General features: G+C 39.3%; 19 protein-coding genes. 6 read left to right on the top strand and 13 right to left on the bottom strand.

Features of this window, described 5'->3' with window-relative positions; genetic code table 11:
* Positions 1 to 202 precede the first annotated feature (202 nt).
* Positions 203 to 1,216, top strand: a complete 1,014-nt coding sequence (gene trpS / locus ACXM0J_RS15315) for a tryptophan--tRNA ligase (protein WP_002116097.1) — start codon at positions 203 to 205, stop codon at positions 1,214 to 1,216.
* Between the two features lie 404 nt (positions 1,217 to 1,620).
* Here trpS and sucD read toward each other — a convergent pair whose 3' ends face one another.
* From sucD to sdhC, 10 genes are all read right to left on the bottom strand, one after another.
* Positions 1,621 to 2,511, bottom strand: coding sequence for a succinate--CoA ligase subunit alpha (gene sucD / locus ACXM0J_RS15310; protein ID WP_000114637.1), 891 nt, complete (start codon positions 2,509 to 2,511; stop codon positions 1,621 to 1,623).
* A 14-nt stretch (positions 2,512 to 2,525) separates the two neighbouring features.
* Complete coding sequence (sucC, locus tag ACXM0J_RS15305; protein WP_001048573.1) at positions 2,526 to 3,692, bottom strand: ADP-forming succinate--CoA ligase subunit beta; 1,167 nt, start codon at positions 3,690 to 3,692, stop codon at positions 2,526 to 2,528.
* Positions 3,693 to 3,840: 148 nt separating this feature from the next.
* Positions 3,841 to 5,274, bottom strand: a complete 1,434-nt coding sequence (gene lpdA, locus ACXM0J_RS15300; protein WP_017386755.1) for a dihydrolipoyl dehydrogenase — start codon at positions 5,272 to 5,274, stop codon at positions 3,841 to 3,843.
* A 61-nt stretch (positions 5,275 to 5,335) separates the two neighbouring features.
* The gene (odhB, locus tag ACXM0J_RS15295; protein ID WP_086265649.1) at positions 5,336 to 6,529 is read right to left on the bottom strand and encodes a 2-oxoglutarate dehydrogenase complex dihydrolipoyllysine-residue succinyltransferase; all 1,194 of its coding nucleotides are present in this window, start codon (positions 6,527 to 6,529) and stop codon (positions 5,336 to 5,338) included.
* On the bottom strand, positions 6,529 to 9,369 hold the full coding sequence (locus ACXM0J_RS15290; RefSeq protein ID WP_039763331.1) for a 2-oxoglutarate dehydrogenase E1 component: 2,841 nt from the start codon (positions 9,367 to 9,369) through the stop codon (positions 6,529 to 6,531). Before ACXM0J_RS15290 ends, odhB begins: the two co-directional genes overlap by 1 nt.
* Positions 9,370 to 9,526: 157 nt before the next feature.
* Entirely contained in the window at positions 9,527 to 9,655 is a 129-nt protein-coding gene (locus tag ACXM0J_RS15285; protein ID WP_086265650.1) for a hypothetical protein, read from the bottom strand.
* Positions 9,656 to 9,938: 283 nt separating this feature from the next.
* Positions 9,939 to 10,649, bottom strand: a complete 711-nt coding sequence (locus ACXM0J_RS15280; RefSeq protein WP_086265651.1) for a succinate dehydrogenase iron-sulfur subunit — start codon at positions 10,647 to 10,649, stop codon at positions 9,939 to 9,941.
* Positions 10,650 to 10,663: 14 nt separating this feature from the next.
* Complete coding sequence (sdhA, locus tag ACXM0J_RS15275; RefSeq protein WP_002116225.1) at positions 10,664 to 12,499, bottom strand: succinate dehydrogenase flavoprotein subunit; 1,836 nt, start codon at positions 12,497 to 12,499, stop codon at positions 10,664 to 10,666.
* 12 nt (positions 12,500 to 12,511) lie between these two features.
* Positions 12,512 to 12,877 carry a succinate dehydrogenase, hydrophobic membrane anchor protein gene (sdhD, locus tag ACXM0J_RS15270; RefSeq protein ID WP_000833672.1) on the bottom strand — a complete coding sequence of 122 codons (366 nt, stop codon included), beginning with the start codon at positions 12,875 to 12,877 and terminating at the stop codon, positions 12,512 to 12,514.
* On the bottom strand, positions 12,877 to 13,278 hold the full coding sequence (gene sdhC / locus ACXM0J_RS15265; protein ID WP_075384165.1) for a succinate dehydrogenase, cytochrome b556 subunit: 402 nt from the start codon (positions 13,276 to 13,278) through the stop codon (positions 12,877 to 12,879). Before sdhC ends, sdhD begins: the two co-directional genes overlap by 1 nt.
* 472 nt (positions 13,279 to 13,750) lie before the next feature.
* Between sdhC and ACXM0J_RS15260 the strand changes: the two genes are divergently transcribed.
* Together ACXM0J_RS15260 and gltA are read left to right on the top strand one after the other, a co-directional pair.
* Positions 13,751 to 13,876: a hypothetical protein gene (locus ACXM0J_RS15260; RefSeq protein ID WP_081038229.1), complete on the top strand. Its 126-nt coding sequence runs from the start codon at positions 13,751 to 13,753 to the stop codon at positions 13,874 to 13,876.
* Between the two features lie 343 nt (positions 13,877 to 14,219).
* Positions 14,220 to 15,494, top strand: coding sequence for a citrate synthase (gene gltA, locus ACXM0J_RS15255; protein WP_002116327.1), 1,275 nt, complete (start codon positions 14,220 to 14,222; stop codon positions 15,492 to 15,494).
* A gap of 74 nt (positions 15,495 to 15,568) precedes the next feature.
* Here gltA and ACXM0J_RS15250 read toward each other — a convergent pair whose 3' ends face one another.
* On the bottom strand, positions 15,569 to 16,054 hold the full coding sequence (locus ACXM0J_RS15250; protein WP_086265652.1) for a DUF1289 domain-containing protein: 486 nt from the start codon (positions 16,052 to 16,054) through the stop codon (positions 15,569 to 15,571).
* A 111-nt stretch (positions 16,055 to 16,165) separates the two neighbouring features.
* Here ACXM0J_RS15250 and trhO point away from each other — a divergent pair, with 111 nt between their 5' ends.
* Positions 16,166 to 17,098, top strand: coding sequence for an oxygen-dependent tRNA uridine(34) hydroxylase TrhO (gene trhO / locus ACXM0J_RS15245; RefSeq protein WP_086265653.1), 933 nt, complete (start codon positions 16,166 to 16,168; stop codon positions 17,096 to 17,098).
* 124 nt (positions 17,099 to 17,222) lie between these two features.
* Here trhO and ACXM0J_RS15240 read toward each other — a convergent pair whose 3' ends face one another.
* On the bottom strand, positions 17,223 to 17,747 hold the full coding sequence (locus tag ACXM0J_RS15240) for a YecA/YgfB family protein (RefSeq protein ID WP_086265654.1): 525 nt from the start codon (positions 17,745 to 17,747) through the stop codon (positions 17,223 to 17,225).
* 74 nt (positions 17,748 to 17,821) lie between these two features.
* Positions 17,822 to 18,028: a PA3496 family putative envelope integrity protein gene (locus tag ACXM0J_RS15235; protein WP_002116495.1), complete on the bottom strand. Its 207-nt coding sequence runs from the start codon at positions 18,026 to 18,028 to the stop codon at positions 17,822 to 17,824.
* A 357-nt stretch (positions 18,029 to 18,385) separates the two neighbouring features.
* Here ACXM0J_RS15235 and rpoD point away from each other — a divergent pair, with 357 nt between their 5' ends.
* On the top strand, positions 18,386 to 20,272 hold the full coding sequence (gene rpoD, locus ACXM0J_RS15230) for an RNA polymerase sigma factor RpoD (protein WP_002116414.1): 1,887 nt from the start codon (positions 18,386 to 18,388) through the stop codon (positions 20,270 to 20,272).
* 97 nt (positions 20,273 to 20,369) lie between these two features.
* Entirely contained in the window at positions 20,370 to 20,657 is a 288-nt protein-coding gene (locus ACXM0J_RS15225) for a YbeD family protein (protein ID WP_002116017.1), read from the top strand.
* Positions 20,658 to 20,854: the final 197 nt, after the last annotated feature.

Genomic DNA, 20,854 nt, shown 5'->3' with positions numbered 1-20,854 from the left:
ATCCAAGTTTGTATTTATTAGACTATTGTAAGATGATTTTTTTGAATTTCTGTAATTTTACTGAATAAATTCACAATATTATTTTAAGAAAAGTTTCCCCAATCGCTGACGAAAAAAATTTATTTCCCGTACAATAATGCCAATCTTTTATATTACAGGGCTTACTACCCCTGATTAAGTTAATACGATAGTGGAATAAATAATGAGTAATGTTGATCAGCGTCCAATTATTTTGACAGGCGACCGCCCAACCGGACAACTTCATCTTGGGCACTTTGTCGGTTCTTTGCGTTCTCGTGTAGGTTTACAGGATAGCCATCATCAACATCTCTTATTAGCAGATGCACAAGCATTAACAGATAATGCAGATAATCCAGATAAAGTTCGTCGTAATATTTTAGAAGTTGCTCTAGATTATTTAGCTGTAGGCATTGATCCAACAAAAACTACTATTTGTGTTCAATCTTGCTTGCCAGCACTCAATGAACTCACAATGCTCTATCTTAACTTTGTGACAGTTGCGCGTTTAGAACGTAACCCGACCATTAAATCTGAAATTCAAATGCGTGGTTTCGAGCGTGACATTCCAGCTGGTTTCCTCTGCTACCCTGTTGCACAAGCGGCTGACATTACTGCTTTCAAAGCAACTGTGGTTCCAGTAGGTGAAGATCAGATTCCAATGATTGAACAAACGAATGAAATCGTACGTCGAGTAAATCGCCAAATCGGTCAAGATCTTTTGCCTGAATGTAAAGCTTTGCTTTCTAATATGGCTCGTTTACCTGGTTTTGATGGTAAAGCGAAAATGTCTAAATCATTAGGCAATACCATCGTTTTAAATGCTTCTGATAAAGACATTAAAAAAGCTGTAAATGCGATGTACACTGATCCAAATCACCTTCGTATTGAAGATCCAGGTCAAGTTGAAGGCAATATTGTATTTACATATTTAGATGCATTTGACCCAAATAAAGAAGAAGTTGAAGAATTAAAAGCTCACTATCGTCGCGGTGGTCTTGGTGATGGTACGGTAAAAAAACGCCTTGAAGGTGTGTTAAAAGAATTAATTACACCTATTCGTGAACGTCGCGAAGAGCTTGCTAAAGATCCTGACTATATTATGGATGTTTTACGTCAAGGTACAGATAAGTGCCGTCTTATTACTCAACAGACTTTAGACGAAGTTAAAGATGGTTTAGGTTTATTTAAATTTTAATTCTCTTTAGAAAATAAAAGCCCTTCGGGGCTTTTTTTATTTATTAGATTCAATAATATTCATTTTTTAGAATTACTAATGTATTGATAGCCATTCACAGGCTTTTACCCTATTAACGTGAAGTAACACTTATTAACGCTAATAGCGATGAAGAATATCTTAACTTTATCTATTATCCTCTATGTAGGTTACATCATATGAGCCTCACGACATTTCTCCTTAAACCGAAACTGTTTTTACAGATTCGTTGTTCTACGCAATGATCACCCCAATCATTGCGTATTTTTTTTGCCTAAAAATTTTATTTATGAATTAGCTATACTTATAAAAACTCTTATTTTTAAATAAAAAAGCACCGCATCATTTTTCAGATGCGGTGCTTTTTAAGATTCAGGGTAAAGCGATTAAGCTAAACCTTTCTCTTTTAAAACTTGCAACATAGTTGAACCAAGCTCAGCTGGGCTACGAGTGTAAGCCATACCTGCTTTTTCAAATGCAGCAAATTTCTCTTCAGCAGTACCTTGACCACCAGAAATGATCGCACCAGCGTGACCCATACGCTTACCTTTAGGAGCAGTTACACCAGCAATGTAACCTACTACAGGTTTAGTCACGTTAGATTTGATGAATTCAGCAGCTTCTTCTTCCGCTGTACCACCGATCTCACCGATCATGATGATTGCATCAGTATCTGGATCGTCTTGGAACAATTGAAGCGCTTCGATTTGGTTCATACCTGGGATTGGGTCACCGCCGATACCGATACAAGTAGATTGACCTAAACCAAGCTTAGTTGTTTGAGCAACAGCTTCATAAGTCAATGTACCTGAACGTGAGATGATACCAATACGACCTGGTTGGTGAATGTGACCAGGCATAATACCAATCTTACATTCGCCCGGAGTGATCACGCCTGGACAGTTAGGACCAACTAAACGAGTACCGTTACCGTTAGTTTCTAAATAGCGTTTTGCTTTAAGCATGTCGATTGTTGGAACACCTTCAGTGATCACAACGATTAGGCCAACACCCGAATCAACCGCTTCAACGATTGAGTCTAAAACGAATGGAGCTGGTACATAGATTACAGATGCATCTGCATTTGTTTCACGTACAGCTTCTTTCATTGTGTTGAATACTGGTAAGTCAAGGTGAGTTGTACCACCTTTACCTGGAGTAACACCACCAACAACTTTTGTACCGTAGTCTAAAGCTTGTGCAGAGTGGAAAGTACCGTTTTTACCAGTAAAACCTTGTACCAATACTTTAGTGTCTTTATTAATTAATACGCTCATGATTGATACTCCCCTTACGCTTTAACTGCAGCTACAACTTTTTCTGCGGCATCAGACAAGCCGTTTGCAGAAATTAATTTCAAACCAGATTCATCAAGTAATTTAGCACCTAACTCAGCGTTGTTACCTTCTAAACGAACAACAACTGGAACAGTTACATTTACTTCTTGAACCGCTGCAATAATCGCTTCAGCAATCATGTCACAACGTACGATACCACCGAAGATGTTGATTAAAACACCTTGTACAGATGTATCAGCAAGGATGATTTTGAACGCTTCGATTACACGCTCTTTAGTTGCGCCGCCACCAACGTCAAGGAAGTTTGCAGGCTGACCACCATAAAGTTTAATGATGTCCATAGTTGCCATTGCAAGACCAGCACCGTTAACCATACAACCGATGTTACCTTCTAAAGCAACATAGTTAAGATCAAATTCAGATGCTTTTAATTCACGCTCATTCTCTTGAGATTTGTCACGTAAAGCAGCAACTTTAGGTAAACGGTAAAGCGCGTTAGAATCGATACCTACTTTCGCGTCTACACATAAAATTTCGCCATTTTCACGAACTGAAAGTGGGTTAATTTCAAATAATGCAAAGTCATTTTCAACAAATGCTTGGTAAGCAGCTGTCATGATTTTTACAAATTGACCGATTTGCTTGTCTTTCAAACCTAAAGCAAACGCTACTTCACGTGCTTGGAATGGTTGTAAGCCAACTAATGGATCAACTTCAACTTTGATAATTTTTTCTGGAGTTTCTTCTGCAACTTTCTCGATTTCTACACCACCTTCTGTAGAAGCCATGAAAGTAATACGACGGCTAGAACGGTCTACAACCGCGCCCAAATAAAGCTCACGCTCAACTGGATATACGTCTTCAGCAACAATGATGCTGTTTACTGGTTGACCATTTGCATCTGTTTGATACGTTACAAGACGAGTACCAATGATATTGTTTGCAAATTCGATAACATCTTCTTTAGATTTTGCAACTTTAACGCCACCAGCCTTACCACGACCACCAGCATGAACTTGCGCTTTCATTACCGCGAATTTACCACCAAGCTGTTCAAATGCAGCAACTGCTTCGTCTGCATTGGTAGCCAAGATACCTTCTTGTACTGGCATACCATATTCTTTCAATAACGCTTTAGCTTGATACTCATGTAAGTTCATTTAGTTACCTACTTAACTTTGTTTGTTGTCTTCAATTTGCGCAACATTCTCATGTTACATATACAAATTGCTGTCTACGTCTTTCACCTTGATGCTTTTTTAATCACACCATCGAATGTGAAAAAGAGCGGAGAACCCGCTCTTTATTTTATTTACGCTTACGTTGAATCGCGTGAATTGCACGACCATCTACAGCAAGTGCAGCTTCATGAACAACTTCAGAGAATGTTGGGTGACCAAAAGTCATCAACTGAAGATCTTCAACTGAAGATACAAATTCAAGAGCGATCATACCTTGGTGTACGATATCAGATGCAGCAGGTCCAATAACATGCATACCTAATAAACGGTCAGTTTTTGCATCAGCAACAAACTTAACAAAACCAGCACCTTCACCCGCTGCTAAAGCACGACCATTTACAGCAAAACCGAATTGACCAGTTTTAACTTCATGACCTTTTTCTTTAGCTTGTTCTTCAGTTAAACCAACCCACGCCGCTTCCGGATGTGTATAGATAACTGAAATGATTGTGTCATAGTTCACTTGAGCTGCATGACCGTGGATACGCTCAACAGCCATTACACCTTCTTCCATTGCTTTATGAGCAAGCATTGGACCGCGAACCAAGTCACCAATCGCATAAACACCTTCTACAGAAGTTGCACAGTGATCGTTTACTTCTACTAGACCACGTTCAGTCAATTTAATGCCTGAATCTTCAGCCAATAAACCTTCAGCATAAGCTTTACGGCCAACACAAACGATTAACTTGTCAAAAGTTTGAGTTTTTTCTTCGCCGCCTTGAGTGTATTTAACAGTCACTTCACGACCATTAATTTCAGTACCAGAAACTTTAGCACCGATACGAATATCAAGACCTTGCTTAGTTAAAAGTTTTTGGTAGTCTTTTGCCAAAGCTTTATCAGCCATTGGTAGGAATGCATCCATTGCTTCAAAAACAACAACTTCAGCACCAAGACGACGCCAAACAGAACCAAGCTCTAAACCGATTACACCTGCACCAATTACACCTAAACGCTTAGGTACTTCTGGGAAGTTCAATGCACCAGTTGAATCAACAATAATATCTTGATCTACAGGAGCTACTGGAATATTTACAGGTACAGAACCAGACGCAAGAATAACGTATTTAGGTTCTAAAACTTGAGTTTCACCCTCATGAGAAACGAACTCAACTTTTTTACCAGCAAGTAATTTACCTGTACCTTTTAACCATTCAATGCCATTGCCTTTAAGCAATTGATCGATACCACCAGTTAATTGGTCAACAATTTTGTCTTTACGAGCAAGAAGCTTAGCAAGATCAAAATTCACTTCACCTGTAGTGATACCGTGATCAGCTAAGTGATGTACTGTATCTTCATAACGGTGAGAAGAATCAAGTAATGCTTTAGAAGGAATACAACCTACGTTTAAGCATGTACCACCTAAAGATGGCTTACCGTTGTGAATACGTTTTTCGATACAAGCGACTTTAAAACCTAGTTGAGCAGCACGAATCGCAGCTTCATAACCACCAGGACCACCGCCAATAACAACAAGATCAAATTGTTGAGACATTGTTTATCTCCATGGTCCGAGATAGAGGATCACTCTACCTCGGTAATATTATTCGAAGAAATTAAAGATCAAGGATGAGTTTAGCTGGTTCTTCTAACAATTCTTTGATTGCTACCAAGAAACCTACAGCTTCTTTACCATCGATCATACGGTGGTCATAAGAAAGTGCTAAATACATCATTGGCAAGATTTCAACTTGACCATTTACCGCCATAGGACGCTCTTGGATTTTGTGCATACCCAAGATACCAGTTTGCGGTTGGTTCAAAATAGGAGTTGAAAGTAATGAACCGAAAGTACCACCATTAGTGATTGTGAAAGTACCACCAGTCATTTCTTCGATAGATAATTTACCATCACGTGCTTTACCAGCGTAAGCAGCAATACCTGCTTCAACTTCTGCATAGCTCATACGATCAGTATCACGCAATACTGGTACAACAAGACCACGATCAGAAGATACTGCAACACCGATGTCATAGTAACCGTGATAAACGATATCATCACCATCAATTGAAGCGTTTACAGCTGGGTAGCGTTTAAGCGCTTCAGTTGCTGCTTTAACGAAGAACGACATGAAGCCTAAACGAGCACCATGGCGTTTTTCAAAAGCATCTTTATATTGCTTACGCAATTCCATGATTGGCTTCATGTTAACTTCGTTAAATGTAGTTAACATTGCAGTTTCTTGAGTTGCAGCAAGAAGACGTTCAGCTACACGCTTACGTAAACGAGTCATTGGAACACGTTTTTCGATACGCTCACCAACAGCTACACTCAATGGAGTAACGTTAGCAGCTGGTTTAGCTTGATGGTTTGCAACATCTTCTTTAGTGATACGACCACCACGACCAGTACCTTGTACGTCAGCAGCAGCAATACCAGATTCAGTTAACGCTTTACGAACCGCAGGAGCTTGATCAGATACAGTTTCTGTACGTTCAACAACAGGAGCTGCACCAGCTTGAGTTTGAGCAACTGCTTGTTCTACTGCTGCAGGAGCAACAGCTGCGCCAGCACCAGCTTCAAATTGAGCAATAACTTCGTCAGAAAGAACTGTATCGCCTTCATCTTTAATGATTGCAACCAAGCTACCATCTGCAGGAGCAACAACTTCTAAAACAACTTTGTCGGTTTCAATATCACAGATTACTTCATCGCGTGATACAGGTTCACCCACCTTTTTGTGCCAAGTTGCGATGGTTCCATCTGCAACAGACTCTGGGAATACCGGTGCTTTAATTTCGGTTGCCATTATTGAGAATCTCCTGATTGTTCAGCTTCGATTGCCAATGCATCATTAATTAGCTGAGCTTGTTGTTTTGCATGCAAGTACGGTGAGCCACAAGCTGGTGCAGCAGAAGCTTCACGACCTGCAAAACTGATACGGATTTGTTTGCCAGATTTTAAGATATCGTCATATAAACGCGGTGCGATAAATAACCATGCGCCTTGGTTCTTCGGCTCTTCTTGTGCCCAAACAAGTTCTTTCACGTTTGGATATGCAGCCAAGATTTCCGCAAGACGTTGCTCTGGATATGGATACAACTGTTCAATACGTACAATTGCGACATTAGTTAAGTTTTGTTCACGACGTTTTTCAAGTAAGTCGTAATAAACTTTACCGCCACAAAGTACAAGACGAGTTACATCTGACTTGTTAATTTGATCGATTTCGTCAATTACAGTTTGGAACGAACCATTTGCAAGCTCTTCTAAAGTAGAAGTAGCAAGTTTATGACGAAGTAAAGATTTCGGTGACATTACAATCAATGGCTTACGAATTGGGCGTACAGCTTGACGACGTAATGCATGGAAAATCTGTGCAGGTGTCGTTGGAGTGATCACTTGCATGTTGTCTTCAGCACATAACTGTAAGAAACGTTCTAAACGAGCTGATGAGTGTTCTGGACCTTGACCTTCGAAACCGTGCGGTAACAACATTGTTAAACCACAAACACGTTCCCACTTAGTCTCACCAGAAGCAATAAACTGGTCAATCACAACTTGAGCACAGTTTACGAAGTCACCAAATTGTGCTTCCCAAATAATCAAGCTCTTAGGAATTGTAGTTGCGTAACCATATTCAAATGCAAGAACTGCTTCTTCAGATAAAAGAGAGTCATAAATCGCAAAACGTGGTTGGTTCTCTTTAACATGACAAAGAGGAATGTAAGTTGAACCATCAGCTTGGTTATGCAATTTCGCATGACGATGTGAGAAGGTACCACGACCCACGTCTTCACCAGTAATACGAACTAGATAATCTTCATCTAATAAAGTTGCATAAGCTAAAGTTTCTGCTGCACCCCAGTTTAATGGAGTTTCACCAGTTTGCATTTTTACGCGATCTTCAATTACTTTTTGAACCTGACGCTGCATTACAAACCCTTCAGGAAGTTTGCTCATGCCCTCGCCTAATTCTTTTAAGCGATTTAAGTCAAATGAAGTATCCCAATCGTCTGTGTAGTCATGGCCCAAATATGGAGTCCAATCAACAAACATTTTGGTATTTGGTTCAAGAATCAATGCATTTGCTACATGATTACCTGCTTCTAAATCAGAACGGTAATCTTCAACCATTTGGTCTGCTTCAGCACGATCAAGTACTTTCTCTTGAACAAGTTGATCAGCATAAAGTGTACGAGTAGTCGCTTTCTTCGCAATTACTTGATACATCAATGGTTGTGTACCAGATGGCTCATCTGCTTCATTATGGCCACGACGACGATAACAGAACAAATCGATAACAACATCTTTACGGAATTCGTGGCGGAAATCATGTGCTAATTGAGTAGCAAAGATAACAGCTTCAGGATCATCGCCATTTACATGGAAAATTGGCGCCTGAATCATTTTAGCAACGTCTGTACAGTATTCTGTAGAACGCGCATCACGAGGATCAGAAGTTGTGAAACCTACTTGGTTGTTCACAATAATATGAACTGTACCACCAACCGTATAGCCACGAGTTTGTGACATTTGGAAGGTTTCCATATTCACGCCCTGACCTGCAAATGCCGCATCACCATGAACAATAACTGGTAAAACGTCATCACCGCCAATGTCTCTACGACGTACTTGACGTGCACGTACAGAACCTTCAACTACAGGACCAACAATTTCCAAGTGAGATGGGTTAAATGCTAATGCCAAGTGAACTTCGCCACCTGGAGTCATTACATTACTTGAGAAACCTTGGTGGTATTTAACGTCGCCAGAACCTTTTTTATGAATTGATTTACCTTCGAACTCACCAAATAAGTCCGCAGGGTTTTTACCCATAATATTCACAAGAAGGTTTAAACGGCCACGGTGTGGCATACCGATAACAACTTCTTTACAACCTACAGCACCAGCACGCTGAATAATCTCGTTTACCATAGGAATAAAAGATTCGCCGCCTTCAACACCAAAGCGTTTAGCACCAACGTATTTATTACCAAGATATTTTTCAAGACCTTCAGCAGCAGTTAAACGCTCTAAGAAGCCTTTCTTTTGATCATTTGTGTAATTGAATTTACCACGGGCACTTTCAAGACGTTGTTGAATCCAACGTTTTTCTTTTGTGTCCACGATATGCATGTATTCAACACCGATCGAACCACAATAGATTGCTTCCATTGCTTCAATCATTTCAGCAAGCGTTGCTTCGCTTTTGCCGATTTCAAGATTGCCGGTATTAAATACAGTGTCTAAATCTGATTTGGTTAAACCGTGAGCTGAAAGATCTAAATCTGGAATCTCTTCACGCTTAGCAAGACCTAATGGATCTAATTTAGCTTTTTGATGTCCGCGATTACGATAAGCAGCAATAAGTTGTAAAACGCCAATTTGACGACGCTCATGCTCAGTACTTACAGTACTTTGTACAACAGGTTGAACACGGTTAGCATTACGTCCTAGTAATAGGAATTGCTCACGCACAGCGCTGTGTGGTTGGTCACCCTTTGGATATTTATCGAAATATTGGCGCCAGTCCTCAGCTACAGAGGTTGGGGAAGTCAGGTACTGCTCGTAAAGTTCTTCAATATACGCTGCACTATCAGCGGAAAGTTCAGTGTCAAGACGCAATGCGTCAGCAACTTCTTGCATTTGTGGACCCATTTCCTATTGCAAAAAATATTACAGGCTGCCTTTTAAGCACACCCATGATGCATAATGCCAAATTGGTAAAAAAGGCATTACTTACCCAACAGGTCTTCAAGACCATGGGGCGTCATACTACCTAGAGAGAAAACTCCATAGGTAATTAATGAATCACAACGCCCTCAATGGCATCATCACTCACCTTATACTCGATTAAAACCGAGCAATTTTTTGCAAATCTTTTTAGAAAAATTAACGTTAAAATTAACTTTTCTAAAATGACTTTAACCATAAAAATTAAGCACAGATCTAAGATCGTGCTACTTAAATTAATTTCACTAGTATACGCTTTTTTCACCTATAACTTTGTGGCAAATCGTATCATGTTCTTAAACAACGATTGATTTTTTTGACACATACCACCTATAAATTGGCGAAATACATAAGCGATTTTATCTTTTAATATATGGTGCAATATATAAAATCCTCGCTCTTTTCGACCAAAGTCTAAAGTTTACATTATAAAATTAAAAAAAAACGCACATCAAGGATGCGCGTTTTCTATTTGTGCAGAATTAACCCGCTTGATCTAATAGCATGTTACGGATGTGACCGATTGCTTTAGTAGGGTTTAGACCTTTAGGACATACTGACACACAGTTCATAATACCTTTACAACGGAACAAACTGAATGGATCGTCAAGACGAGCCAAACGGTCTGCAGTAGCAGTATCACGAGAGTCGATAATAAAACGGTATGCATTCAACAATGCTGAAGGGCCCAAGAATTTATCAGGGTTCCACCAGAATGATGGGCATGAAGTTGAACAACACGCACAAAGAATACATTCATACAAACCATTTAAGTGTTCACGCTCTTCAGGAGACTGCAAACGCTCTTTAGGTGGAGCTGGTTGGTTATTGATCAAGAATGGCTGAATTTTGTCATATTGATCATAGAATTGGTTCATATCAACAACCAAATCTTTAACAACCGGCAAACCTGGTAATGGACGAATTACAATTTTCTCAGGTAGGTCGTTTAAATTCCATAAACAAGCCAAACCATTTTTACCATTAATGTTTACACCATCCGAACCACAAATACCTTCACGGCATGAACGACGGAACGTTAATGATTCATCTTGAACCTTCAAAGCAAGTAATGCATCAAGCAACATACGGTGCTTATCAGTCAATTCAAGCTTGAAAGTTTGCATGTACGGCGCTTTATCCTTATCAGGATCATAGCGGTAGATTTCGAATATACGAGTACCTCTACTCATCTTTATACTCCCGATTAGAATGTACGTGGTGCTGGTGGAATTGCATCAACAGTCAACGGTTTGAAGCGCACTGGCTTATATTCCAAACGGTTATCTGATGAATACCATAAAGTATGCTTCATCCACTCATCATCACGACGACCGTATGAATAAGTTGGGTGATCAGCTGGCAATTCATAATCAACTACTGTATGCGCACCACGACACTCTTTACGCGCAGCAGCTGAAATTAATGTAGCTTTTGCAACTTCATATAAATTTTCAACTTCAAGCGCTTCAACACGTGCAGTGTTAAATACTTTAGATTTATCTTTCAAGTGAATGTTGCGCACACGTGGTTCAAGAGCAAGAATCTCTTTAACACCTTTATCAAGCAAAGCTTGAGTACGGAACACACCAGCGTGGTCTTGAACGATATCACGAATCGCATCAGCAACTTCTTGTGCATTTTCACCAGAAGTTGATTCATCCAACTTACGTACGCGATCTAAAGTTTGCTCTAATACATTTGTTGGAAGTGGCGCATATTCATCACCATGATGCTTAGTTACGTAGTCGATAATGTGCTCACCAGCAGCTTTACCAAATACAACCAAGTCAAGAAGTGAGTTAGTACCTAAACGGTTCGCACCATGTACTGATACACAAGAACATTCACCAATTGCATAGAAACCTTTTACAGGTTTAGTGTAGTTGTCTGTACCTGCTTCGGGTAAACACACTTGACCATGCATATTTGTAGGAATACCACCCATTTGATAATGGATTGTTGGTACTACAGGAATTGGTTCTTTAGTAATGTCAACGTTCGCGAATTTTTTACCAATCTCAAATACAGATGGTAAACGCTTCATGATTGTGTCAGCGCCCAAGTGAGTCATATCAAGTAAGATATAATCACCTTTTGGACCACAACCACGACCTTCTTTAATTTCTTGGTCCATAGAACGTGATACAAAGTCACGTGGAGCCAAGTCTTTTAAAGTTGGTGCATAACGTTCCATGAATGGTTCGCCGTCTTTGTTACGAAGGATCGCACCTTCACCACGACAACCTTCAGTTAACAATACGCCTGCGCCTGCAACACCCGTAGGGTGGAATTGCCAGAATTCCATATCTTGTAATGGAATACCAGCACGAGCAGCCATACCAAGACCGTCACCAGTGTTGATATAAGCATTTGTTGATGCACGGTAAACACGACCAGCACCACCAGTAGCAAACAATGTCGCTTTTGCTTGGAATACTGCGATATTACCAGTTTCTTGGTCAATCGCTGTTACACCAAGAACATCACCTGCTTCGTTACGGATCAAATCAAGAGCGATCCATTCAACGAAGAACTGAGTACCCATTTTCACGTTGCTTTGATAAAGCGTGTGTAATAATGCGTGACCAGTACGGTCAGCAGCAGCACAAGCACGTGGAACTGGTTTATCACCATAGTTCGCAGAGTGACCACCGAACGGACGTTGGTAAATTGTACCATCAGCGTTACGGTCAAACGGCATACCCATGTGTTCAAGTTCATACACAACTTTTGGTGCTTCACGACACATAAATTCAATTGCGTCTTGGTCACCTAACCAGTCAGATCCTTTTACCGTATCGTAAAAGTGGAAGTGCCAGTTATCTTCTTGCATGTTACCTAACGACGCACCAATACCGCCCTGAGCAGCAACTGTATGTGAACGTGTTGGGAAAACTTTAGTAAGTACTGCAACTTTCAAACCTGCTTGAGCAAGTTGGTAAGAAGCACGCATACCAGAACCACCACCACCAACGATAACTGCATCGAAAGTGAGGTTTTGAATATTTGAATAATCTTCTTTAGGGGTTATCGCGCCCATGTTATCTTCCTATCAATTCGCCCAGAAAATCTGGATACCCCAGATTGCGTACACAAACACTGCAATAATGACAGCCGTCGTCAGTACAAGGCGTAAACCTTTCGCTGAAGGACCCATTTGACGAGTAGTGACATAGTCAGTGAAAACTTGCCACATACCAATCCATGCGTGTGCGATAAGCGATAAAATTGCCAATAAAGAAAAAATCTTCATTGGTAATGTCATCATGAAACCAGCCCACTGTTGATAGTCAAATCCACCTTTGCAGAGAATCCAACCAAAAAGAACAACAGTATAAGCTGCTAATACAACCGCACTTACACGCTGGATAAACCAATCACGAGAACCTGAACCAGTTAAACCTGTAGCACTTTTCATTAGAACATAATCCATACAAAGGCTGCGATAATGGCTACCACAGATAAGATCAATGAAATTGTCGCTGCAATACGACCACTTTGCAGTTCTTCAGCAAAACCTAAATCTGCAAGTAAGTGCTTAACTCCAGCAATGAAGTGGAATATTAAGCCGGCTGCAAATACCCAAACAACAAAACGTACAAGGATATTTCCAAAAACGACATTTTTAACGTAGTCAAATCCTTCTGGTGAAGATAATGATTTATCTAGAATCCATAAGAGAACTGGTACTAATAAGAAAACGATGACACCTGATAAACGGTGTAAAATTGATGCAATAGCCACGGGTGAGCGTAAATTTACCGCTAACACCTGACCCATGGACAAATTGACAGGTCTGTTGCTTTTCACAGCGGGCATCCTGTAGGTAGAAACTCCGACCGGAGTTTGTTGAATTAATTCCAAGGAAAGCTGGCATTGTTAGGCAAGCACAGCTCATGCCTAACCTATAAACGACACTGAATTATAAAACGCGAAGTATCAAAATACAAACAATCCACTTTGCCATTTCAGCAAAAAACCATTAAATAAGAATCATTCAAAACAATATTACATTATTAGGTCAATAAAAAAACTATACCTATATACATCATGTCCTTGTTTAAAATAACTTTTTATTTAATTTCATTTTTTCTGAAATTTCTTTTAAATAAGCCGATTTTAGACTAAAGATAAAGTTATAAATTCCTCATATCAATAGAAAAATGATCATAATCCCCTATATTTTCAATGTGAGCCACATTTCAAATAAGTGAACAGACTTATATTTCAGATAGATATTAAGCGATCTACACTAGTTTTTCGAAAGTGAATTTCATTAAAAACAGTTCTTATGATTTTAAACTCATCTGATAAGCTATTTTTTATACAATTAAACTTAAAAAAAGAACAATATTCTTTGTTACAACTAAATAGAAATACAATTTTTTTTGAGTATAAATTTGAAATTACATCATGAGTTTTATGATTTTTTTAAGGGGATTGGCATTTTCTACCGTCTTATTATTTTGAATTGCAATTTATAAATTTGCTTACAATTGTACTCATCCTTCATTTTTTTTCTGCACGTTCTTGTTGAATTGACTTATTATACCATCCCGATGCAGTGATTTTACTGACTTTTTTGCTCGGGTCTTGATGACTAACTCTCTGTGGGAACGTCATTTTTTATCCATAAGTATAATTGACAAAATTTCAGTACTCACTAATCTTATAGCAAATTTTGACACCGTCTGATTCGCACATGAGAACATTAGGATTTCGAGTCAGATCAACATTCACCAGGACAGGAGATCTATTGAATGTCTGAAGCAAATGGCAAAAAAGCCGTATTACATCTTGATGGCAAAGAAATTGGATTACCAATCTACAGTGGCACTTTAGGTCCAGATGTAATTGATGTCAGCAGCATACTGAAAGAAGGTCATTTTACTTTCGATCCTGGTTTTATGGCGACAGCCGCATGCGAATCTAAAATTACTTTCATTGATGGTGACAAAGGTATTTTATTACACCGCGGCTACCCAATTGATCAGTTAGCAACTCAAGCAGACTACCTTGAAACTTGTTATTTATTATTAAATGGCGAGCTCCCAACTGCTGAACAAAAAGTTGAGTTTGATACAAAAGTACGTGCTCACACTATGGTTCACGATCAAGTTAGCCGTTTCTTCAATGGTTTCCGTCGTGATGCTCACCCAATGGCAATCATGGTTGGTGTTGTAGGTGCATTATCTGCGTTCTATCACAACAACCTAGATATTGAAGACATCAACCACCGTGAAATCACTGCAATTCGCTTAATTGCAAAAATTCCAACACTTGCTGCTTGGAGTTACAAATACACAGTAGGTCAACCATTCATCTATCCACGTAACGATTTAAGTTATGCGGAAAACTTCTTGCACATGATGTTTGCTACTCCTGCTGACCGAGATTACAAAGTTAATCCTGTTCTTGCTCGCGCAATGGATCGTATCTTCACGCTTCATGCTGACCATGAGCAAAATGCTTCTACATCTACAGTACGTCTTGCTGGTTCTACTGGTGCAAACCCGTATGCATGTATCTCTGCTGGTATCTCTGCACTTTGGGGACCTGCTCACGGTGGTGCAAACGAAGCAGTTCTTAAGATGCTTGATGAAATCGGTAGCGTTGAAAACGTTGCAGAGTTCATGGAAAAAGTTAAACGCAAAGAAGTTAAGCTTATGGGCTTCGGTCACCGCGTTTACAAAAACTTCGACCCACGTGCTAAAGTAATGAAGCAAACTTGTGACGAAGTTCTTGAAGCTTTAGGTATCAACGATCCTCAATTAGCACTTGCTATGGAACTTGAGCGTATCGCATTGAACGACCCGTACTTCGTTGAGCGTAAACTTTACCCTAACGTAGACTTCTACTCAGGTATCATCCTTAAAGCGATTGGTATCCCAACAGAAATGTTTACTGTAATCTTCGCTCTTGCTCGTACAGTTGGTTGGATCAGCCACTGGTTAGAAATGCACAGCGGCCCTTACAAAATCGGTCGCCCTCGTCAGCTTTATACTGGTGAAACTCAACGCGACATCAAACGTTAATATTCGAAAGAAAATTAATGAAAAAAAGCTGCCAAAAGGCAGCTTTTTTATTTACGTCTTTTTCTACTCTAGACTTATTCTTCTTCATACATAGTTAACAAGTGATGGCTAATTCCGTCTGCTCGCAGCCAAGCCAACTCATAGCTCGCTTTAGCCAACGCTAAAACACGTCTTTCAAACTCACCCCATATCGTTTTGACTTGAGTCTCCGAAATACCCAAACCACTCTCGTGTGCTAGATGTTTATTCTTTTCACATATTTTTAAGGCATGGTAAAGCTTACGACCCTGGCTCGCCCCTTCCATTAACCGAACACGCTTACTTAAAATAAAGCCTTCAACATGCTGTAAGTCTGCATGAGGCAACATCGGTACTAAGATTTGATTCAATTGATCATCTAAACGCTTCCATACAGCCAAACGCTGCTCTGCCGTATAAGTGTTCCATTGAATCACCTCGTGGTTAAAACGGCGACAACCACGACAAACCTGATCACCAAAAACTGTTGAACAACGCCCTGCACATGGGGTGAGAGAGAGCGTTCGATGATCATTACTCAAAACAAACTCCTTAAATAAACCATATACTTTTTATGGTTTTCTCGCTTATTACTAATTTTCGCGCTAAAATATGCGCCTTAAATTTCTATCTTAATACATTTGGAGTTTTCCATGAACGCTACTGTAGAACAGCTTGCACCTGTAGAACAGCAAGCGACCGCAGGTTGGGTTGTTGCAGCACTATATCAATTTAAAGAAGTTCAAGATCCTGCCGATCTTCAACAACGTTTATTAGACTTAGTGAAAACAATTAACCTTTGTGGAACTCTGATTGTAGCAGGTGAAGGAATTAATGGTACTGTTGCTGGTGATCGCTTAGCAATTGATACACTACATCATTTTTTGCTCAATGAAGGCTTTGGTGCTATGGAATACAAAGAATCCCATAGTTCTGACAAACCTTTCCGCAAAATGAAAATTAAACTTAAAGAAGAAATTGTGACTTTAGGTGTTGAGGTTAAACCTCGTGACTTAGTCGGTCACTATCTTGACCCTAAAGAATGGAATGATTTAATCGCACGTGATGATGTAATTTTAATCGACACACGTAATGATTACGAATATAAAGCGGGTACATTTAAGGGTGCAATTGACCCTAAAACAGAAACATTCCGTGAGTTTCCAGAATACGTTAAGAAAGAGTTAGAGCAACATAAAGACAAAAAAATTGCGATGTTCTGTACTGGTGGTATTCGCTGTGAAAAATCAACTTCTTTACTTCTTCAAGAAGGATTTAAAGAGGTTTATCATCTTAAAGGCGGTATTCTTAAGTACTTAGAAGAAACCCCTGCTGATGAAAGCTTATGGGAAGGCGAATGCTTTGTATTTGACGGACGTACTGCTGTAACTCATGGTGTAGAGGAAGGCGTGAATATTAAATGTCATGCTTGCGGTTGGCCTTTAACTCCTGAAGAGTCTGCTCTACCAAGTTACGAACACGGTGTTTCTTGCGTTTATTGCATCGACAAAACCACTGAAAAGCAAAAAGCTGGTTTCCGTATGCGCCAGTCACAAATTGCTGCTGCAAAACGTAAACGCCTATAAAACCATAATATAGTTTTTTAAAGGGCATTTAGATTTCTAACTGCCCTTTTTATTTGTACAAATTAATTTTTTTACAATAAAAAACGCCCTAGAAAGGACGTTATTTATTATTTCTTCTAATACATTAATTTGGCGTATGATACATCAAGTATAATTCATTCAAATTATCTGGGATTTCTTCTGCCAGTTCATCCATTAACTGTCCATTACGACGGAAAGATTCCATCTGTGGATCTTCTTCATCAATTCCACTAAATACCATCATTGGTAAAGTTAAATCAATTAATTGTTCTTCATATTCAGGTGCAAACCATGCATCTTCATTTAAGAACATCGCATCAACAAATCCAACACTCCAATCGCCTAAGCTAGACTCAACGTCTGCTTCTTCAATTTCAAACGGAAATTCAATTCCATTTTCATTTGCTAAGTCTTGTCGAATTGACTCTAACCACACTTTGATCTGCTGAATAATTTCGGCAGGAACTTTTTTATGGTTATTATCAAATAATTCATCTAACCAACGATCAAACTGAGGGCCTACTGCAATTGCACACAGAAAACCATGAGTTGCAGCGAAATCCAGACCATACTCATTGTGGTCTCCATCTAGATATTCACTTAATTGGTCTAAATCTAACGCACTCATTGTGTTACCTGACTATAAAAAAGAAATCTACGATAGCATAGCATCTAAGCTGACGATGCCCTATTCAGATTTGATTAGTCTTCATCATCAAGATCATCATCGTCTAAATCATAATCAAAATCTTTTAACTCACGCTCTAAACGGCGTTGGGCTAATAGATCATCAATTAATCTACGTTTTTCTAATGATTCTTTCGCAGTGATTTTGCCTGATGACTCATCAAAACCGACATCATCATCATCACCGTAGTTATCATCTAGTTCAAAATCTGTAGAAGACACTAAAACTACCTCTAATGAAAAAATGTGAATGGGTCTAGCCGCTATTTATCTTTCTTATTTAACTGTGTCAAGTTTTATTTATATTTTTTTCATTAAACTGCATATTTGTGCTTTTTTTCACCCCAAAAATTGTGTATTTATAAAGCTGAACTATTTTTTTGATCTAAAAAAATTCTATGATCTTTTCGATGATTTAAGCTTGAAAAAAATGATTTTAGCCCAATATTCAAAAAACAGACGTGAATTCAAAGATATTTTTTATTTAACGGTTACTGATCAAAGCCAAAACATTTCAAGCAAATTGTGCTATCATGCACGGTTTTTCACTGCCACAGATTCAACAAAGAGTAAGCAAAGATGAGCGATATGCATTCCCCTACTTCTCAAGTAGCGGCTCTGATTAGCCGAGGCAAAGAACAAGGTTACTTAACTTACGCTGAGGTTAACGATCATCTGCCGGACTCGATTACTGAAAGCGAACAGATTGAAGACATCATCCAAATGCTTCAAGACGTTGGTATTCCTGTACACGAGCGTGCACCTGAATCTGACGATACCATGTTCGGTGAGTCGGCTGACGCAACTGATGAGGTTGCTGAAGAAGAAGCTGCTGCCGTACTTGCATCGGTTGAAAATGAGCCTGGACGTACGACAGACCCAGTACGTATGTACATGCGTGAAATGGGTACAGTTGAGCTGTTAACCCGTGAAGGTGAAATCAGCATTGCCAAACGTATTGAAGAAGGTATCCGTGATGTCCTTAATTCAATTGCTTACTGGCCAAATGCTGTTGAAGTTGTATTAAAAGAATATAATGATTTTTTAACTGGCGAACGCCGTCTTGCAGATATTTTATCTGGCTACCTCGATCCTGAAACCGATGAAGATATCCCTGAAGTTTTAGAAGAAGTTGAAGAGCTTGAGGAAGAAGACGAATCATCTTCAAAATCAACCAAAGAAGTTAAGCTTGATGATGACGATGAAGAAGAAGAGTCTGAAGGTGATGATGACTCTGAAGGTGATTCAGGACCAGACCCAGAAGTTGCAAAAGTTCGTTTTACTGAACTTGAAGCTGCTTGGGCTAAAACAAAAGCTGTTGTTGAAAAGCATGGTCGTAACAGTCCAGAGGCTGAAGAAGCTTTAGAAGCTTTAGCTACTGTGTTCATGATGTTTAAATTTACACCACGTTTATTTGACATCATCTCTGAAATGATTCGCGGTACACATGAGCAAATTCGTGCCAATGAACGTGAAATCATGCGTTATGCAGTACGTCGTGGCCGTATGGACCGTACTCAATTCCGTACATCTTTCCCTAAACAAGAATCTAATCCAGCTTGGTTAGATGAACAAATTGCTAAAGCACCTGCTGAAATTAAGGCGCATTTAGAAAAAGTTCGTCCAGATGTTTTAGCATTCCAGCAAAAGATTGCAGATATTGAGAAAGAGCTTAGTTTAAGCGTTGCTGAGATTAAAGATATCTCTAAACGTATGGCTATTGGCGAAGCGAAAGCACGTCGTGCCAAGAAAGAAATGGTAGAAGCCAACCTCCGTTTGGTAATTTCGATTGCGAAGAAATATACTAACCGTGGTTTACAGTTCCTTGACTTGATTCAAGAAGGGAACATTGGTTTGATGAAAGCTGTAGACAAGTTTGAATACCGTCGTGGTTATAAATTCTCGACTTATGCAACTTGGTGGATTCGTCAGGCGATTACCCGTTCGATTGCCGATCAGGCTCGTACGATTCGTATTCCAGTACACATGATTGAAACGATTAACAAGATCAACCGTGTATCTCGTCAATTGTTACAAGAAATGGGGCGTGAACCAACACCTGAAGAATTAGGTGAACGTTTAGAAATGGACGAAGTTAAGGTTCGTAAAGTACTTAAAATTGCTAAAGAGCCTATCTCAATGGAAACACCTATTGGTGATGATGAAGATTCACATCTTGGGGATTTCATTGAAGATCAAAACATCACTTCTCCAATTGATGCTGCGACTTCAGAAGGCTTAAAAGAAGCAACTCGTGAAGTATTGGAAAACTTAACTGAACGTGAAGCAAAAGTATTGAAGATGCGTTTTGGTATTGATATGCCAACCGATCACACACTTGAAGAAGTAGGTAAACAATTTGATGTAACACGTGAACGTATTCGTCAGATTGAAGCGAAAGCATTGCGTAAATTACGTCACCCTTCTCGTTCTGAACACTTACGTTCTTTCTTGGAAAATGACTAAGTTTTGAAAGCTTGAAATTTCAAAACCAAGCCCCATTTAATAGAAAGAGCTATAAACGCCTGCGATAATGCAGGCGTTTCAAATCATGAGGTAACTTATGTTAGACCGCACTCCATCTCGCGAATTACAAGAACATCTTTGGGTATTTCCGATGGATTATCCAATTAAACTTATTGGCGATGCGGGTGAAGAATTACGTGTTGCTGTAGTCGATATTTTGGTAAAGCATTTTCCAGACTTCGACCACTCAACATTAAAAGTTCAAGAATCTCGCACCGGCAAGTATCATTCTTTAACAGCACAATTGCGCTTTGAAGAATTGGAACAAGTTCATGCACTTTATGCTGACTTGGCTGCTTGTCCGCAGATTAGAACTGCGCTTTAATTTTAAGTTCTTCAATAAATACCACAGTCAGGCATTCTTACTGTGGTATTTTTTTGGAAATTTTATAACCTCCTTACCACGAAAAACCTTACAAATATTTAGAATTCCTTTTATAAAATCCTTTAAAATTACAAGGTTTTCGGCTTTTATCTAGTAGATATGATTTGGGTGCCGCATAAACTAATTATAGGAAGAGA

It is taken from the genome of Acinetobacter sp. GRABPA_MV_2 (genome assembly GCF_056725885.1).
The sequence above is the reverse complement of the archived record's forward strand: the minus strand, read 5'-3'. Positions and strand labels throughout refer to the sequence as shown.

Coding starts and splice junctions, on each gene's coding strand:
- sucC (WP_001048573.1), bottom strand. CDS start 3,692: ATGAACTTACATGAGTATCAAGCTAAAGCGTTATTGAAAGAATATGGT.
- ACXM0J_RS15260 (WP_081038229.1), top strand. CDS start 13,751: ATGATTTTAAACTCATCTGATAAGCTATTTTTTATACAATTAAACTTA.
- ACXM0J_RS15290 (WP_039763331.1), bottom strand. CDS start 9,369: ATGCAAGAAGTTGCTGACGCATTGCGTCTTGACACTGAACTTTCCGCT.
- sucD (WP_000114637.1), bottom strand. CDS start 2,511: ATGAGCGTATTAATTAATAAAGACACTAAAGTATTGGTACAAGGTTTT.
- ACXM0J_RS15240 (WP_086265654.1), bottom strand. CDS start 17,747: ATGAGTGCGTTAGATTTAGACCAATTAAGTGAATATCTAGATGGAGAC.
- sdhA (WP_002116225.1), bottom strand. CDS start 12,499: ATGGGCGCGATAACCCCTAAAGAAGATTATTCAAATATTCAAAACCTC.
- sdhD (WP_000833672.1), bottom strand. CDS start 12,877: ATGAAAAGTGCTACAGGTTTAACTGGTTCAGGTTCTCGTGATTGGTTT.
- trhO (WP_086265653.1), top strand. CDS start 16,166: ATGAACGCTACTGTAGAACAGCTTGCACCTGTAGAACAGCAAGCGACC.
- ACXM0J_RS15225 (WP_002116017.1), top strand. CDS start 20,370: ATGTTAGACCGCACTCCATCTCGCGAATTACAAGAACATCTTTGGGTA.
- gltA (WP_002116327.1), top strand. CDS start 14,220: ATGTCTGAAGCAAATGGCAAAAAAGCCGTATTACATCTTGATGGCAAA.
- lpdA (WP_017386755.1), bottom strand. CDS start 5,274: ATGTCTCAACAATTTGATCTTGTTGTTATTGGCGGTGGTCCTGGTGGT.
- ACXM0J_RS15285 (WP_086265650.1), bottom strand. CDS start 9,655: ATGGTTAAAGTCATTTTAGAAAAGTTAATTTTAACGTTAATTTTTCTA.
- sdhC (WP_075384165.1), bottom strand. CDS start 13,278: ATGCCCGCTGTGAAAAGCAACAGACCTGTCAATTTGTCCATGGGTCAG.
- trpS (WP_002116097.1), top strand. CDS start 203: ATGAGTAATGTTGATCAGCGTCCAATTATTTTGACAGGCGACCGCCCA.
- ACXM0J_RS15280 (WP_086265651.1), bottom strand. CDS start 10,649: ATGAGTAGAGGTACTCGTATATTCGAAATCTACCGCTATGATCCTGAT.
- odhB (WP_086265649.1), bottom strand. CDS start 6,529: ATGGCAACCGAAATTAAAGCACCGGTATTCCCAGAGTCTGTTGCAGAT.
- rpoD (WP_002116414.1), top strand. CDS start 18,386: ATGAGCGATATGCATTCCCCTACTTCTCAAGTAGCGGCTCTGATTAGC.